The following is a 15,846-nucleotide window of genomic DNA, read 5'->3' as shown; positions in this document are numbered from 1 at the left end:
ATGACTTGGAAAGATATTTTAAAAATGTGCCTGCGCAATTTGCGCCGCCGCAAATCCAGAACATTATTGACCGTGCTGGGGGTACTGATCGGGTGTTGCAGTATTGTCATTATGGTGTCCATCGGCATCGGCACGAAAGTCGCCCAGGAAGAAATGCTGGCTGAAATGGGAGATTTGACAATTATCACCGTTATGGTGCCCAATATGGGCAACGATCAAACTAAACTGGATGACGCCGGCATCAGAACGATTGCTCAGATACCCAATGTCATCGCGGTATCGCCTAAAATCTCTCCCGACGAACTGTTCAACGATATTTACTTTAAGATCTACGCCGGAATCGGTGACAGATATATCAACGATTGGCTCCCGGTGGCGGCCTATGATAGCTCCAGCCTGGAAAAGCTGGGATTCAAGCTTATGGATGGAGCATACCCCGCCAATACTAAGGGTGTGCTGGTCGGCGAAATGTTTGCTTACAATTTCCGAGATTCCTATCGGCCGGAAGGAAGCAATCGGGTTGACCGTTATGCCAATATCGATTTTGAGAATTTCGATATGGACCAACTCAAGAACAATATGCCGGACCCCTACTTCAACCCGCTCACAGCCCCCCTGACTCTGGTCCTGGAAAAGGAAGGCATCGCCAAGTACAGTATCCCCCTTGAAACAACCGGACGCATCAAAGAAGATTACAACAAAGGTTACGAAACCAGCGAAGGTATCTTGCTGGACCTGGCTTTTCTGGAACAGATATTAAAGGATTCCGGTGCAGCAAAAAACACCACCGAAAAGAAAAGCTATCAAAATGCTCTTGTTAAGGTAGACCATATTTCCAAAGTCGCCGAAGTAGAAAAGGAAATTAAGCGGCTTGGGTTTGATACGCGATCTATGGAAAGCATCCGTAAGCCCATGGAAAAAGAAGCGCGGCAAAAACAGCTGATGCTGGGGGGACTGGGGGCTATTTCATTGTTCGTGGCCGCTATTGGGATTACCAATACGATGATTATGTCAATCTCTGAGCGGACCAAGGAAATCGGTATTATGAAAGCGTTGGGCTGCTATGTAAAGGATATCCGACTCATTTTTCTTACGGAATCCGGCATTATTGGCTTCTTGGGAGGAGTTGTCGGCAATGTCGTCAGTCTGATCATTTCACTGGTCATGAATTTTGTCTCGGAAGGTGCCGGCGGCAGTAAAATATCTATTATACCCCTCTGGCTTATCGGCTTTGCCGTTGTCTTTTCAATTTTTATCGGGGTAGGCTCCGGGTACTATCCTGCAAACAAAGCAGTGAAAATATCTGCTCTGGAAGCGATTAAAAGCGATTGATTCCCCTCGTGATGGGCACCCCCGGTCTTGGCTATACACTCCCGCGATCAGAGTGCGTTAGGAACTTTCAACCCTTGGACTATATCCATGCAGGGCGAACAGCTCTTGGGGCCGTGCAAAAATTTAGTCTTATAATTCAAATGGGGACAGACAATAAGGAACGGCCTTATCCAGCTGCAAAAGTGGGATAAGGCCGCCTGTTTTTAATGATTGTACAGATGAAAGGGGGGCTGTGATAAAACCACCATCAAGTTTTAACACAGCCCTCTAGTGTCCCATCGCCTTACCGGTTCATCGTAAGGTACTTAGATCTTATCCATTGGCTAAAGCAGCAAATGCACCTGATTGCGCCCCTTTGACTTAGATAAATACAGAGCCTTATCGGCACGCTTCAGTACGTCGGTGAAATCCCCATCGTTCTCTTTAAAAAAGGAAAACCCAATGGACAGGCTGAGACTGATCTCCTCCCCTCCCTCCACAGGAATTTTCAGGGAGGACACCATGCCCAGGATTCTTTCCCCAAAGGCCAGGGCATTTTTTTCCTGGAGCCCGTAAAAAATCACCACGAACTCATCCCCGCCCCAGCGAATGATTTTATCGGAACTTCGGATCATCCCGCTGATGGCCTTGACAACTTCGATCAAAGCCAGATCCCCCACGGAATGACCATACTGATCATTGATGTTCTTAAAATAATCAAAATCAAAGATCATAATCCCGGGGCTGCGACCGCTGGCCTGATACTCCTTAAATGCCCTGCTTAAATCATGAGTCCCGCTCCTGCGGTTGCCGGCCTTGGTCAGGGAATCCTGGTTCATCTCCGATTCCAGCATTTTTCTTGATTTCCCATAACGTATTTTCTCAATCAGCACTACCAGGGAAAAGCTGACAAAAAGGATGACTACAAATAATAGCACCAAGAGCAGGGTAAGCCGGGAAGCGAGGATGTGGCTTTTTTCAGTAGTCTGATCGATATAGGCTTGAATGTCATTCTGATAAACACCCATGGCAATAACCCAGTTGTAATCCTTATACAGTTTGGCATAGGTCAGCTTCAGGGACACTTTTTCACTGTTCAGTTCCTTAAAATAGTACTCGAAATACAACTCGCCATCTTTTTTTACTCCCTCAAGTTCAGTCAAATAGGGCCGATTCCCTTGGATATCGGTCATGTCGGTGGAGAGATACGCACCCTCGGTTTCCGGCAGATTCGGGTGAACCCGCCGGATGGCATAATCAGGTCCGCCTTCATAGTTGAGTATTTCATTGACCCAGATGTAGGTATTGTCTTCAAATCTTGAGTTTCTGATGATATCCGCCATCTCCGCTTTAACAAGCTCTTCCACATAGGTTTTGCTAACACCTAAAAGGATGTTCCTCTCTCCATGAGTCAGAATCGTGTAAGCAGACAAACCGGGGACTACGGCATTAAGGGTGCCCTCCCAGGTAGAACCCGCCAGATTCTGAGAATCATAAATCGCCCCGTTTTCCCCCATGTCCCACAAAATCACGGACATAAAGCTATAGTCCGGATTATCCCTGAAAAAGGAGATCAGGAAATCATTGAATTCCGCATCGGCAAGGCCCATTTTGAGGTCGATGGCAACCGCCGTTCTGCCCACAAGCTTCTCCATGGATTTCGCTCTGGCTTCTCTCCTATGGTCAATTACCGAAATTAGATTATCAATGGTATTAGCCAAAAAATTCTTCTTTAAGCTGTATACTGTTTTTTGGGTCTCCCCAACGTAAATAAGGCCGATTTTATCCAGTGAAAACAAATAAAACAGGATCATTACAAAACAGAGAATACTGCTGATTAGGATTGAGGTTAACGTATATTTGCGATTAATAGCACAACTCTCCATTTCCCTGAGAAAAAAAGCTCAAGTTATTCAAGTTCATTGTAAACCAAGGAGTCCCTCCTGTCCAACAGCCTCCCACCAAACCATTTTAAAAGCTATAGGCGAATAGCCTTTTCACTGCTATCCGCCTACTGCCCTTTTCCGAGTAACCCCTCTGAAGAGTTACTGTCTTTTTTTATACCAATGTGCAGGCCTTCCCCATCCCTCGCCCTAAAATAACTCAGGGAAAATATCCTCAGGCAATTCCTCCCCATAATGAACATAGCTCAGTGTGAGCCCTTGGGGAGGTGCCGTGACTCCCCCCCGTGTCCGGTCAAGGGATGTCAGTATATCCGGAATCCCCTCCGGTTGAATGCGTTTTTTCCCCACATAAACCAGGGTTCCGGCAATAATACGAACCATGTTATAAAGGAATCCATCGCCGATGCAGGTGATCCGGATATCTCCCTGATTCTCCGCCACTTGGCACAGATAAAGGGTCCGTTCAAAGGTCTTGCTGGTTCCCCCTGCCGCTGAAAAAGCTTTAAAATTATGCCGTCCCACCAAATATTGAGCCCCTTGCCGCATCCTTTGCCAATCCAGCTTAACGGGCTCATGCAAAGAATACAGCCGAGTAAAGACATCCGCTACCGGACGGTTATCGATCTGATAGTCATAACGTTTCCACTTAGCAGAGAAACGGGCATGAAAATCCTCGGCCACTTCCTGAGCCGCCAGGATACGGATATCCCGGGGAAGCAGACTATTAAAGGCCTTGGGAATCTTATCCACAGGAATCCGGGCGCCTGTCCGAAAATTCACCACTTGACCGGCCGCGTGGACGCCGGTATCCGTCCGGCCCGCTGTATTGAGGGTTACTTCTTCCTCCACCAGCTTAGCCCACACCGTTTCCAAAGTACCCTGAATAGTGGGACCATGGAATTCCGGTTGGCGTTGAAACCCATGGTAATGAGTCCCGTCATAAGCAACCTTTAGACAAATATTCCTCTTGTCATCCATCTGAGAGCTATCCTTTCTATCTTTAATATAGCATAGCCTTTCCTATTCATATTAAAACTCCCGCTCACCACCGTCAAGGCACCGTTGACCCCCCAAGTTCCCCCGCCCCCCCATTGCCCTAGGAAAAACGACCATTCGCCCTCCGAAGGAATTCTTGTCTCAATCATTGTGCCCCGGATAACTTCCCGGAAAGCTCCTCTAATCCCGGCCAGCAGCCCTTTCATTCCCATTCCGTTTTCTTCCTCTTCCCTCTTTGATACAATGCAATAAACATTTTAACCTACGAACTATTGAGGATGGTATGAGAGAAGGAGGATCACTATGGAAGAAAAGAATCTTGAGGCTTTGTTGGAAGAAGATAGACAGTTCGCCCCCGGTGAGGAATTCCGCAAAAATGCGGTCATTCAAAGCGCGGAAATCTATGAGCAAGGGAAGAGCCTCAGCTTTTGGGAAGAACAGGCTAAACAGCTCTCCTGGCTGAACCCTTGGGAGAAAACCCTGGAGTGGAATCCACCCTTTGCCCAGTGGTTTGTCGGCGGGAAACTCAATGCCTCCGCCAACTGTCTGGATCGCCATCTCCATGATTGGCATCGCAACAAAGCCGCCATCATCTTTGAAGGAGAAAATGGGGATAGCCAAGTCCTTACCTATCAGGATCTCCATCGTGAAGTCTCTAAATTCGCCAATGTTCTCAAGGCCAATGGGGTGAAAAAAGGAGATCGGGTCACTATCTATCTCCCCATGATTCCGGAGGCCGTGATTTCCATGCTGGCTTGTGCCCGGATTGGGGCTCCTCACAGTGTGGTCTTCGGGGGCTTCAGCTCGGAGGCCCTGCGGGACCGGGTCATTGATGCTCAGGCTAAAGCCGTGATTACTTCCGATGGCAGCTTCAGACGGGGCAATACCATCCCCTTGAAAGATAACACCGATATAGCCTTGGACGGCGTGGACTGTGTAGAACATGTCTTCGTCATCCAGCGGACCAAGCAAGCCGTGCAAATGAAGGAAGGCCGGGACCTTTGGTATCATGAAGAAATGAAAGAAGCCTCGGCCGTGTGTCCGGCGGAGCCCATGGACGCAGAGGATATGCTCTTTATCCTCTACACCAGCGGCACCACAGGTAAGCCCAAAGGAGTAGTCCATACCACTGGGGGCTATATGGTGGGAGTATCCACTACCCATCGCTGGGTCTTTGATCTAAAGGAAGAGGATGTTTACTGGTGCACCGCCGATGTGGGGTGGATTACCGGTCATTCCTATATTGTCTACGGCCCTTTGGCTAATGGAGCCACCGTCCTTCTCTATGAGGGAAGCCCCGATTATCCCAAACGGGATCGGTTCTGGGAGATCGTCGAAAAATACAAAGTCACCATTCTCTATACAGCACCCACTGCCATCCGAACCTTTATGAAGTGGGGCCCTCAATATCCGCAAAGCCGGGATTTATCCAGCTTGCGCTTATTGGGTACCGTGGGCGAGCCCATCAATCCGGAGGCCTGGATGTGGTACTACAAATACATCGGCGGAGAACGGTGCCCCATCGTGGATACCTGGTGGCAGACTGAAACGGGCATGATTATGATGACCCCTCTGCCAGGCATTACCTCCCTAAAACCCGGTTCCTGCACTGTTCCTTTCCCAGGAGTCCGGATCGAAGTGGTGGATAACAGCGGCAATCCTGTTCCTAAGGGAAGCGGCGGCTACCTGGCCATTAGGGAGCCTTGGCCTTCTATGCTGCGCAATATCTACGGAGATCCGGAACGCTTCGAGCGGACGTACTTTGGCAACTGGCCGGGAGTTTACTTCCCCGGAGATGGAGCCAAGTGGGATAAGGACGGGTATTTCTGGATTCTCGGCCGGGTGGATGATGTCATCAACGTCTCCGGTCACCGGATCGGCACCATGGAAGTGGAAAGCGCTTTAGTGGATCACCCCTCTGTTGCCGAGGCCGCCGTCATCGGCAAGAACCATGAAGTTAAAGGGCAAGCTCTGGCCTGCTTCGTCACCTTGAAGGAAGGCATCGAAATCACCCCCGGTCTGGAGGACGAATTGAAGAAACATGTGGCCAAGAAGATCGGGGCATTGGCCCGGCCGGATGATATCTTCTTCACTGCCGAACTGCCCAAGACCCGCAGCGGAAAAATCATGCGCCGCCTCTTAAGAGATATTGCCGAAGGACGTGCTATCGGTGATACCACCACCTTAGCCGATGCCTCTGTAGTCAATACGCTTAAAGCCAATTACCAGGAGTAAGTCAACCCCATAGTGAGGAGTCCCTCACTACTATGAGGCCAGGGATTCCCCTGGCCTTTCTTTAACCACTGTGACCTTGAATTGCATGAGCCCTGACTCCTGAATCCTGTCAAAGATGGCCCCAGTCATAATTTTATAAAGTACTAATATCTTACTCAGATCTAGCTGCATAGTAGTCTGACAAATCCCAACGTTCCCCAAAGGAAAGGAGAGAGATTATGAATAAGAATGTACGCGGGTGGACTGTAACCTTTGCCGGCACAGGCATCAACCTTGCCCTGGGAGTTCTCTATACCTGGAGTGTTTTCGCCGCTGCCTTGACCGAGCAGTTAGCTTGGTCGAAAACTGCTGCCTCTCTTCCCTATACCGTGGCCTGTGCCGTATTTGCCCTGATGATGGTTCCCGGAGGCCGCCTCCAGGACCGCTTCGGTCCCCGCTGGGTGGCTACGGTAGGAGGGCTCTTTGCCGGGGGAGGACTGATCCTTAGTAGCTTGACGGATTCTCTCTTCATCCTTATCCTAACCTTTGGAATCATCGCCGGAATTGGGATCGGCCTTGGGTATTCGGCAGCAACCCCGGCAGCTGTAAAATGGTTTCCTCCTCAAAAGAAAGGCCTGATCTCAGGAATCGTCGTAGCCGGTTTCGGGCTGGCCTCCCTCTATATCGCTCCCCTGACCAATTTCCTCATCGGCAACTTTGGGGTCAAAAGTGCCTTCCGCATAGAGGGATTGATTTTCCTCTTTGCTATCGTTGCCCTCTCCCAAGTATTAGCGGTTCCCCTCGCTCCCACCCCCTCGGCTGCTCCTTCCTCCCGACAAACCGGCCCCGCTTCCTCAACCTCCGTACCTCCTCAAGCCGCCACCTCTCTCAATGTCTCTCCCTCATCTTCCGCCCCTGCAGCAAAAGCAGATTTTACCTGGCAGGAAATGCTTAAAGATTCCCGCTTCTATCTCCTTTGGGTTATGTTTGCTGCCGGTGCTACAGCAGGTCTCATGATCATCGGGCAGCTCTCCACCATCACCAAGCTCCAGACAGGGGTCTCCTGGGGTTTTGCCATGGTCGCTTTGCTGGCCATCTTCAATGCCGGGGGCCGTGTCTTGGCCGGTTGGCTCTCAGACCGAATCGGCAGAAGCTGGACCATGCGGATCTTTTTCAGCCTCCAGGGACTTAATATGCTGGCTTTCACCCTTTACAGCAGCCCCGCTCTCATAGCCCTGGGAGCCATTATGACCGGCTTAAGCTATGGTTCCCTCCTTTCCCTTTTTCCCTCAGCCACCTATGACTTCTTCGGCACCAAAAACGGTGGTGTCAATTACGGCCTGGTCTTTACTGCCTGGGGTGTCGGCGGAGTCTTCGGTCCCCTGATGGCAGGAGCGGTGGTGGATCTGACCAACAGTTATTTCTATGCTTACTTGATCTCTGCCTCCCTCTGTCTCGTCGCAGCTTTCCTGACCATCTTCTTAAAAAGCGGCCCCCTCGCACTGGAAAAAGCGTAGCTGTTCCATGCCAATACCCAATTTCGACCTATACAAAAGACCGTTGGTTCGCCAACGGTCTTACCTCTTTTATACTCTACTGCACACTTCCGACAAAACGGGGCAGGAAAATCCTTCTAAAAATAGAAGTAGTAATCAACTGAAAAGTAAATGAGGTTTTGAAGGGAGTTGGCAAGTTGTTTACGATACCAATTGTCTATGAAGATAATCATTTACTGGTCGCTGATAAGCCACCCAATATCCTGTCCCAAAAAGATAGTACCGGGGATATGGATATGCTCACCTTGCTCAAGCAGGATATTAAAATGCGTTATAATAAACCCGGCAATGTCTATTTAGGACTGGTTCATCGTTTAGATCGGCCGGTAGGAGGGGTTATGCTCTTTGCCAAGACCTCTAAATCTGCGGCAAGACTTTCCGAACAAATCAAAAGACAGGAACTATCGAGAACCTACTTAGCTCTGATTCATGGCCAACCCTCCAAGCACCAAAGCACCCTGGTCCACTACCTGCTCAAAGACGATAAGCGCAATCTGGTATCCGTGGTCAGGAAAGACATGAAGGGGGCAAAAGAAGCCATTCTTGATTATCATGTTGTCCGGCAGCAGGCCGATATCAGCCTGGTCAAAGTCAAATTGCGTACCGGCAGACCCCATCAAATTCGTGTCCAATTTGCTCACCTTGGGCATCCACTCTATGGTGACCAACGTTATGGCCGGAACCCTAAAACCATAGGACAACAGATAGGCCTTTGGTCATATGAAATTTCCTGCCTGCATCCCATCACGAAAAAGAATATGAAATTCAACAGCTCCCCCTTCAAACATAAACCCTGGAGTCAGTTTCAATCCCAGTTGGACATTATTTGACATCACCTATAGTGCCATGGCTGTACAGATTCATCTATGTTTCCCTCAGAATTCAGCTGAAAATGACACCCCCGCGAAAAATGCGGGGGTGTTTTGTTAATTATTTCAATTGAGTTAGAACAGCCGGCAGGCCACCCAATGCCCCGGAGAAATCTCTTTCAACTCCGGTGCGGTTTCTTTGCATACAGGCATTTCCTTAAAGCAACGGGAACAGAAGCGGCAGCCGTCTGGAGGGTTAATGGGGCTGGGCACATCTCCCTCTAAAATAATCCGCTGCTTCTTTTTCTCCGGATCAATGATAGGAATAGCAGAAAGCAAAGCCTGGGTATAGGGATGTAAAGGATTGGCATACAGCTCCTTCTTTGGAGCTATTTCCACCAGTTTTCCCAGATACATGACCCCGACCCGGTCGCTGATGTGCTTCACCACGTTCAAACCATGGGCAATGAAGAGATAGGTCAGCCCGAATTCATCCTTCAGATCAGCCAAAAGATTGAGTACCTGAGCTTGAATGGATACATCCAAAGCTGAGACCGGTTCATCACAGACAATGAGCTTGGGCTCTACGGCCAAAGCCCGGGCAATCCCTACCCGCTGGCGCTGACCTCCGGAAAATTCGTGGGGGTAGCGGTTTCTTTGATGCTGGGCCAGCCCCACACAGTTCAAAAGGTAAGTGACACGTTCCTCCACTTTATCTGCCGGCAATAAATTATTGATCACAATAGGCTCGGCTATGATGTCGCCTACGGTCATACGAGGGTTCAAGGAGGCGTAAGGATCCTGGAAAATCATCTGAATATCCTTGCAATAGGCTCGACGCTGATTTTCCTTAAGCTTGGTGAGATCCTTGCCTTCAAAAATCATGTTGCCACTTGTAGGACTGTAAAGGTTGACAAGAATTTTCCCCAGAGTGGTTTTTCCACAACCGGACTCCCCTACCAAGCCAAAAGCCTCTCCTTTATGAATGGTAAAAGAGACATCGTCCACAGCTTTCAGCAAACTGCTGGGCTTGCCGAGAAAATTGCTTTCTACAGGAAAGTGCTTAGAGAGATTTTGAATTTCCATTAAGACGCTCATTGGGCATCCAATCCCCCTTCCTTAGCCTCTTCGTATAAAAAGCAGCGCACCTTGTGCCCGTCGATCTCCAGAAGTTCCGGAACTTCCTTGGTGCAGCGTTCCATGGACCGGTCACAGCGGTCGGAAAAAGAGCATCCAGGAGGCATATTTAAAGGATTAGGAACCATGCCCTTGATCATATACAAGCGATCATCGCTGTCATCATCGATCTGAGGGATCGAGTTAAGCAGCCCCACCGTATACGGGTGGAGAGGTTTTTTGAATAAGGCCTTAACCTCAGCCTCCTCCACGATTTTTCCGCAATACATAACGATGACCCGGTCCGCTGCTTCTGAAACCACACCCAGGTCATGGGTGATCAGCAAGACCGCCATATTGAATTTTTCCCGCATATGATAAAGCAGATCGAGAATCTGGGCCTGAATAGTCACATCAAGGGCCGTAGTCGGTTCGTCAGCGATCAACAGCTGGGGCTCGCAGGACAAGGCCATAGCGATCATGACTCTCTGACGCATTCCCCCGCTCATTTGGTGGGGATAATCATCAGCTCGTTGGGCCGCCGAGGGTATGCCCACCATGTCCAGCAGCTCAATGGTTCTGGCCAGAGCCTCTTTTTTGCTGATCTTTTTGTGGATCATAAGACTTTCCATAATCTGATCCTTAATCCGCTGGACTGGATTCAAAGAGGTCATGGGTTCCTGAAAGATCATGGAGATTTTGTTGCCCCGAATATCCTGAAGCTCCTTCTTGCTCATCCTGGTTAGATTCTGAGAGTCAAACAGAATATCTCCGCCGGCAATTTTGCCGGGGTTCTGTAAAAGCCCCATAATGGACAGGGAGGTCACGCTTTTACCGGAGCCCGATTCCCCGACAATAGCCAGAATTTCACCTTTATCTACAGAAAAACTGATATCATCGACGGCCCTCACCGTACCGCGCTTCAGTTTAAATTCCGTTTTTAAGTTTTTTACTTCCAATAACATCGTACTCATACCCCTATTTTATTCTGGATTTTGGATCAAGAGCATCACGAAGCCCGTCGCCCAATAAATTAAAGGCCAAAACGGTAATCGTGATGGCGATGCCCGGGAAAATCAAGGTATAGGGTGCGGTAAAAATGAAACCTCTTGCCCTTCCTAACATATCTCCCCACTCAGCAAAGGGCGGTTGGACACCCAGACCTAAAAAGCCAAGGGCTGCTGTATCCAGCACAGCCGTGGAAATTCCCAAAGTGGCCCGCACGACGATGAGGGATACGATATTCGGCAGGATATGTTTAAAGATGATACGGCTGTCCCTGTTGCCAATCACCTTGGCCGCCTGCACATAGTCACTTTCTTTAATAGAAAGAATACTGCCCCGGACGATGCGGGCATACTCCGGAATGGATACAAGTCCAATGGCTATGACCGCTTTATCCAGGCCCTTACCCAGAGCAGCCATAAAAGCAATGGCTAACAAGATGGAGGGGATGGCCAGGATCATATCCATGAATCTCATGATGATGGTATCCGTCCTGCCACCGCGATAGCCGGCGATGGCTCCCAGGACAACACCGACGGTGAGAGAGATTGAAACAGCCGCAACTCCAACAAAGAGAGAAATCTTCGTCCCATCCAGAACTCTGCTGAACAGGTCTCTGCCCAGCTGGTCTGTGCCGAACCAATGCTCGGCATTAGGATGAATAAAGCTTTTGGACATATCGGAATAGTTAGGGTCATAGGGCAAAACCTGGATCCCCAGGAGATTGCTCACCCAGACCACGAGAGAGATAAGAACCAGCATGATGATGATACATAAGCCGACCACTGCGGCCTTATTCTGCTTGAGTGTATCCCACATTTCCTTCAGCTGCGATTCTGGTTTTTCCACGTATTCAGCAGCCTGCAGATTGATATCTGAGCTTGAAACATTAGTGTTCTTCATACAAGCTACCTCCTACTTGGAATATTTAATACGTGGATCTAAAAAGGCATAGATCACGTCGACCAGCAAATTCATCAGTACAAAAACCGTGGCAATGAGCAGTACAACTCCCTGCACCACCGGAAAATCGGACTTAAGGATGCAGGCTACGGTATAGGAACCGATACCCGGCCAGGAGAAGACGGTTTCTGTCAGCACGGCTCCCCCGAGCAGACTCCCCAATTGGAGACCGATAACCGTGACGATCGGTATCAGGCCATTGCGGAAAGCATGTTTGCGTATGACCTTCCCTTCGGACACCCCTTTAGCTCTTGCTGTGCGAATATAATCCTGCTGCAGGGTCTCCAACATGCTGGAACGAGTCATACGGGTAATGATAGCCATGGAATACATGGCAAGAGCTACACCCGGCAAGATCAGATGCTGGAAGGCATCCATAAAGGCCTCCATATCTCCGGCAATCAGGCTGTCGATAAGATAAAACCCTGTAACATCCATAGGCCTCAGCAAAGGATCGATCCTTCCACTGGAAGGAAGCCAATGGAGAGTCCCGGAGAAAAGAATAATCAGCAAAATTCCCAGCCAAAAGATAGGCATGGATACCCCCACCAGGGCTAAGAACATACCCGCGTTATCAAACAAGGAATTCTTTTTCACCGCGGAGATAATACCAATAATAATTCCGAACACAGAGGCGATGATAATAGCAAATAAGGCCAATTCAATAGTGGCCGGAAAACGGGACATAATTTCTTCAATGACCGGTGCCTTGGTATAGTAGGATGTCCCTAAATTACCTTGCAGGGCACCTGCAACAAAGTTCAGATATTGAAGGGGAATGGGGTCGTTCAAACCGTTGGCCTGCCTCCAAACATCCACTGTCTCCTGAGTCGCATGCTGCCCTAAGACAATGGGAGCAGGATCAGGTGAGAAAACACGCATAATCAGGAATACAATGATGGATACCCCTAATAATACTGGAATTAACATTAAGATTCGTTTAATGATATATTTTAGCATCTCCAACACCCTTCGGCTCTAAAGATAGAGAAAATCCGGTTTTGCTTATTATGAAAAAGCAAAACCGGGAACCGGTAAAGATACCGGTTCTCGGCAGCCTACTCTTTTTATTGCTTGGATACTCCGGCAAACGGGGTAACACCAGTTACGTGATATAAGAAGTTTTGGACATTTGGTCTGTACGCTGCAAGGGTCTGAGCATGGGAAATGGGGAGCCATGCTGCGTCTTCAGCCGCAATCTTCTCCAGCTCGGTGTAAATCTTATTGCGCCCTTCACCTGCAGGAGCTTTAATTCCTTCTTTAATCAGGTTGTTAAATTCAGGATTATTGTAACGGGCTACGTTCATAGTCGGGTCTTCATGAGCCAACAGATACATAAAGTTGTCAGGGTCCCCGTTATCTCCGATCCAACCATAGAAGCAAATATCATAATCTCCCGCTTTAACTTTCTCTTTATAAGTAGTCCAGTCAAAGGAATCGATGGTAACGGTTACATTGACTTTGGAGAGATAACCTTGAATTGCTTCAGCCAGTGCCTGACCGGTAGCCGCATTATAAGGTCTGGGATTGGTATAGGTGATGATATGAACCTTTGTTACTCCGGCAGCCTTGAGAGCTTCTGCAGATGCCGTAGGATCGTAGGAAACTTGAGCGATGCTTGGGTCATACCCTTCCATAAAGGTAGGAAGAATGGAGGTTGCGGTCTCGGAATAGCCTTGATAGAGACTAGTGACCAATTCCGGGACATTAATGGCTTGAGAAATAGCCTTGCGGACCTTAGCATCATTAAAAGGTGCTCTTGAAGTGTTATAAGCCATGTAATTGGTATTCATCCCGGGAGCTTGGAAGACCTTATTTCCTGCGCCGGTGATCTGATCAACGACGGTGGCATCAATTCCATCGATCATATCTGCTTCACCGTTATTTAAGGCAATCACACGTGCAGAATTGTCTTTAATGAATTTGAAAATGACATTCTTGGTCAATGCCTTATCGCCCCAATATTCATCACTGCGAACTAAAACGATGTTTTCATCTTTTGCCCAGCTCACAAATTTGTATGGACCGGTTCCTACAGGGGCTTGGTTCACATTGTTGTTATTATCCTGTAGGGCCTTGGGGCTAACCATGGGAGCACTCATAACCATTGCCAGGTTATTGAGGAAAGGAGTGCTGGGATCAGTCAAATTGATTTTAACGGTGTAGGTATCTACAACTTCTACATTCTTAACCGATCCATAAACAAAAGAACCATAAGCCATGTCTGGAGTGGCTTGGGGTGGGATTTGACGGTCGATATTGAATTTTACAGCTTCAGCATTGAAGTCTGTACCGTCATGGAACTTGACCCCCTCTTGAAGATAGAAAGTGTAAGCAAGACCATCGGGACTTACATCCCAGCTTTTCGCCAAAGAAGGCTCAACTTTTGTTGAATCCTTGTTGTACTGCAAGAGGCCCTCATAAATATTGATCATGACCTTCGCCGATTCACCATCATCGACAAGGGCTGGGTCGAGTCCTCTTGGCTCAGCACCCTGAGCATAGATTAGGGTTTCCTTTGCTTTGTCCACTTTTTCTCCTGAACCAGAGCCGCCGGTACTTGCACTGCTTCCGCCGCAGCCAGCAATGGAAACGCTGACTAGAAGCGCCGTGAGGGCAAGGGCGATAAACCGTTTTCCTTTTTTCAACTTCTTTCTCCCCTTCTTGTTATATATTAGTTGACCTTATTTTATTCTATCACTCAATAGAATTCTGTCAATAATCTAAATTTTTTCTACATTATAAAACTTTAGACTGATCTAAGGAAAATTCAGTTATGCTATATTATTTCTTAAGTATTTGGAAAAACGATTTATTCTTTGAAGGTCAGGCAAGTCCTGCTGCTCGAAATGATGAAGATAATAAAAAGGAAGGCCTAAAAGCCTTCCTGCTTCTCCTAATGATTAAATTGCTCCGCTTGAGGAATCAGGATCCTATACATTTCCGGAGGGATACTGCTTTCCCAATGTCCCGTGAACTTTGCAACCCCAACTACCATAAACCAGGTCACGACAAGAATGATAGCCGCCCTTTTGGGGTCGAAGGCCAGTCTCTTACTGCTGAATGGAGGGGAGCTGAATTCCAAGGTCCCTTTTACCGGACAACTCTTAACACAGTTCAGACACCCTGAGCACTCCGGTGACAAAATATCTTTTGCCTTAGCTACTTTGAGTTGATTAGGACAGACTGCCGTACATTTTTGGCATGAGATGCATGTATCCCCATTTCTACGGATCTTCCAAGGGCTGAAAATACTGAGCAGGCTCATCAGCGCACCATAGGGACAAAGATATCTGCACCAGAAGTTCTGGATAACTGCCGAAAGCAAAGCAAGAACTGTAATAACGGTCATGCCCGTCACGGTAAGGTTTTTAAAAAAATCCAGCATTTTAACATCAGCGATCATATTATAAGGAGTCTGCAGAAACCCATAGGCACTGGGGCCATCCATGAAGATCAGGATAAAGGCCATGAAAAAGCTGAGAAGAATATATTTCAGAGAACGCAAAGGATAATCCAGCCAACGAGGAAGAACAAAATTCCTGCCCAAAAGCTTCCTCCCGATGATAGCCAATCCCTCGGATAAGGTGCCAATGGGACAGATCCAAGAGCAGAAGCTCCGTTTGAATACAAGAGAAAGGGCCATAGCCAATAATAAGATGACAAGTCCCGCAGGATGAATACTATCAAATATCCCTGTATACAGCCAGGATTTCAGAGCTACCAAGGCACTAATGGGCAGAAAAGCCTCCACTCCGGCCGGCCGGTGGACCAGCACGGTGGCATTAGGATCGGCATAAGAGTTGACAAATCGAATGAATTGAATGCCGATAAACAAAATAACCAACACAAATAAAAACTGCACCGCCCTCCGCTCCAGGGGTGCCCGGTCTTGATTGAGCAGGTTCAATCCGGTTATTTTTCTCTTTTTAATATTCATACTGTCCATCCTTCTTCACAATCTTTACTCAA

The 15,846-nt window shown here is 48.2% G+C and carries 13 protein-coding genes; 4 read left to right on the top strand and 9 right to left on the bottom strand.

Annotation, left to right across the window (positions count from 1 at the left end):
• Complete coding sequence (locus DESPCE1_RS0102310; RefSeq protein ID WP_019849318.1) at window positions 1-1,332, top strand: ABC transporter permease; 1,332 nt, start codon at window positions 1-3, stop codon at window positions 1,330-1,332.
• A gap of 323 nt (window positions 1,333-1,655) precedes the next feature.
• Here DESPCE1_RS0102310 and DESPCE1_RS0102305 read toward each other — a convergent pair whose 3' ends face one another.
• The 3 genes from DESPCE1_RS0102305 to DESPCE1_RS0102295 all read right to left on the bottom strand — a co-directional run bounded on the left by DESPCE1_RS0102305 (window position 1,656) and on the right by DESPCE1_RS0102295 (window position 4,423).
• Window positions 1,656-3,197: a sensor domain-containing diguanylate cyclase gene (locus tag DESPCE1_RS0102305; RefSeq protein WP_041952634.1), complete on the bottom strand. Its 1,542-nt coding sequence runs from the start codon at window positions 3,195-3,197 to the stop codon at window positions 1,656-1,658.
• 207 nt (window positions 3,198-3,404) lie between these two features.
• Complete coding sequence (truA, locus tag DESPCE1_RS0102300) at window positions 3,405-4,193, bottom strand: tRNA pseudouridine(38-40) synthase TruA (RefSeq protein ID WP_019849316.1); 789 nt, start codon at window positions 4,191-4,193, stop codon at window positions 3,405-3,407.
• Window positions 4,166-4,423: a hypothetical protein gene (locus tag DESPCE1_RS0102295; RefSeq protein ID WP_019849315.1), complete on the bottom strand. Its 258-nt coding sequence runs from the start codon at window positions 4,421-4,423 to the stop codon at window positions 4,166-4,168. Before DESPCE1_RS0102295 ends, truA begins: the two co-directional genes overlap by 28 nt.
• Before the next feature lie 91 nt (window positions 4,424-4,514).
• On the opposite strand from DESPCE1_RS0102295, the gene acs reads away from it, so the two are divergent.
• From acs to DESPCE1_RS0102275, 3 genes are all read left to right on the top strand, one after another.
• Complete coding sequence (gene acs / locus DESPCE1_RS0102290) at window positions 4,515-6,446, top strand: acetate--CoA ligase (protein WP_019849314.1); 1,932 nt, start codon at window positions 4,515-4,517, stop codon at window positions 6,444-6,446.
• A gap of 218 nt (window positions 6,447-6,664) precedes the next feature.
• On the top strand, window positions 6,665-7,942 hold the full coding sequence (locus DESPCE1_RS0102280; RefSeq protein WP_019849312.1) for an OFA family MFS transporter: 1,278 nt from the start codon (window positions 6,665-6,667) through the stop codon (window positions 7,940-7,942).
• A 176-nt stretch (window positions 7,943-8,118) separates the two neighbouring features.
• On the top strand, window positions 8,119-8,811 hold the full coding sequence (locus tag DESPCE1_RS0102275) for an RluA family pseudouridine synthase (protein ID WP_019849311.1): 693 nt from the start codon (window positions 8,119-8,121) through the stop codon (window positions 8,809-8,811).
• 114 nt (window positions 8,812-8,925) lie between these two features.
• Here the strand turns inward: DESPCE1_RS0102275 and DESPCE1_RS0102270 are convergent, their stop codons facing one another.
• The 6 genes from DESPCE1_RS0102270 to DESPCE1_RS0102245 all read right to left on the bottom strand — a co-directional run bounded on the left by DESPCE1_RS0102270 (window position 8,926) and on the right by DESPCE1_RS0102245 (window position 15,814).
• Window positions 8,926-9,888: an ABC transporter ATP-binding protein gene (locus DESPCE1_RS0102270; RefSeq protein WP_014792417.1), complete on the bottom strand. Its 963-nt coding sequence runs from the start codon at window positions 9,886-9,888 to the stop codon at window positions 8,926-8,928.
• Complete coding sequence (locus DESPCE1_RS0102265; RefSeq protein WP_019849310.1) at window positions 9,885-10,871, bottom strand: ABC transporter ATP-binding protein; 987 nt, start codon at window positions 10,869-10,871, stop codon at window positions 9,885-9,887. Before DESPCE1_RS0102265 ends, DESPCE1_RS0102270 begins: the two co-directional genes overlap by 4 nt.
• 13 nt (window positions 10,872-10,884) lie before the next feature.
• Window positions 10,885-11,814: an ABC transporter permease gene (locus tag DESPCE1_RS0102260; RefSeq protein ID WP_014792415.1), complete on the bottom strand. Its 930-nt coding sequence runs from the start codon at window positions 11,812-11,814 to the stop codon at window positions 10,885-10,887.
• A 12-nt stretch (window positions 11,815-11,826) separates the two neighbouring features.
• Window positions 11,827-12,834, bottom strand: a complete 1,008-nt coding sequence (locus DESPCE1_RS0102255) for an ABC transporter permease (RefSeq protein WP_019849309.1) — start codon at window positions 12,832-12,834, stop codon at window positions 11,827-11,829.
• A gap of 107 nt (window positions 12,835-12,941) precedes the next feature.
• Window positions 12,942-14,522 (bottom strand): ABC transporter substrate-binding protein, encoded by a 1,581-nt coding sequence (locus DESPCE1_RS0102250; RefSeq protein ID WP_014792413.1) that lies wholly within the window; start codon window positions 14,520-14,522, stop codon window positions 12,942-12,944.
• Window positions 14,523-14,770: 248 nt separating this feature from the next.
• Window positions 14,771-15,814 (bottom strand): 4Fe-4S binding protein, encoded by a 1,044-nt coding sequence (locus tag DESPCE1_RS0102245; RefSeq protein WP_019849308.1) that lies wholly within the window; start codon window positions 15,812-15,814, stop codon window positions 14,771-14,773.
• Window positions 15,815-15,846 lie beyond the last annotated feature (32 nt).

This window comes from Desulfitobacterium sp. PCE1, assembly GCF_000384015.1.
Lineage (GTDB): Bacteria > Bacillota > Desulfitobacteriia > Desulfitobacteriales > Desulfitobacteriaceae > Desulfitobacterium > Desulfitobacterium dehalogenans.
The sequence above is the reverse complement of the archived record's forward strand: the minus strand, read 5'-3'. Positions and strand labels throughout refer to the sequence as shown.

Coding starts and splice junctions, on each gene's coding strand:
- DESPCE1_RS0102265 (WP_019849310.1), bottom strand. CDS start 10,871: ATGTTATTGGAAGTAAAAAACTTAAAAACGGAATTTAAACTGAAGCGC.
- DESPCE1_RS0102310 (WP_019849318.1), top strand. CDS start 1: ATGACTTGGAAAGATATTTTAAAAATGTGCCTGCGCAATTTGCGCCGC.
- DESPCE1_RS0102305 (WP_041952634.1), bottom strand. CDS start 3,197: ATGGAGAGTTGTGCTATTAATCGCAAATATACGTTAACCTCAATCCTA.
- DESPCE1_RS0102260 (WP_014792415.1), bottom strand. CDS start 11,814: ATGAAGAACACTAATGTTTCAAGCTCAGATATCAATCTGCAGGCTGCT.
- DESPCE1_RS0102245 (WP_019849308.1), bottom strand. CDS start 15,814: ATGAATATTAAAAAGAGAAAAATAACCGGATTGAACCTGCTCAATCAA.
- truA (WP_019849316.1), bottom strand. CDS start 4,193: ATGGATGACAAGAGGAATATTTGTCTAAAGGTTGCTTATGACGGGACT.
- DESPCE1_RS0102255 (WP_019849309.1), bottom strand. CDS start 12,834: ATGCTAAAATATATCATTAAACGAATCTTAATGTTAATTCCAGTATTA.
- DESPCE1_RS0102280 (WP_019849312.1), top strand. CDS start 6,665: ATGAATAAGAATGTACGCGGGTGGACTGTAACCTTTGCCGGCACAGGC.
- acs (WP_019849314.1), top strand. CDS start 4,515: ATGGAAGAAAAGAATCTTGAGGCTTTGTTGGAAGAAGATAGACAGTTC.
- DESPCE1_RS0102270 (WP_014792417.1), bottom strand. CDS start 9,888: ATGAGCGTCTTAATGGAAATTCAAAATCTCTCTAAGCACTTTCCTGTA.
- DESPCE1_RS0102295 (WP_019849315.1), bottom strand. CDS start 4,423: ATGGGAATGAAAGGGCTGCTGGCCGGGATTAGAGGAGCTTTCCGGGAA.